This is a genomic window from Mammaliicoccus sp. H-M34 (assembly GCF_022386495.1).
Classification (GTDB): Bacteria; Bacillota; Bacilli; order Staphylococcales; family Staphylococcaceae; genus Mammaliicoccus; species Mammaliicoccus fleurettii.
In genome coordinates, this window is the sequence record NZ_JAJNIK010000031.1 from 1 (window position 1) to 288 (window position 288).

Consider the following 288-nt stretch of genomic DNA (forward strand, 5'->3'; position numbering starts at 1 on the left):
GGTTAAGCCAATCACTCTTTGAAGTACTATAAGTACTCAATTATTGGAATTAACGTTGACATATTGTCATTCAGTTTTCAATGTTCATTTTGTCTCACAAGAAACAATTATACTCTCTTTATTATCTTGTGTCAATACTTAATTCAATTTATTTTCAACTTTTTCAAGAAAAAAAGACCCAAGGGTCAAAATTGAATTTTGCCCGGCAACGTCCTACTCTCGCGGAACGTAAGCCCAACTACCATCGGCGCTAAAGAGCTTAACTTCTGTGTTCGGCATGGGAACAGG

General features: G+C 36.5%; 1 rRNA gene. It reads right to left on the minus strand.

Features of this window, described 5'->3' with window-relative positions:
- Window positions 1–200 precede the first annotated feature (200 nt).
- Window positions 201–288, minus strand: a 5S ribosomal RNA gene (rrf, locus tag LQ608_RS12425); the annotation flags it as partial.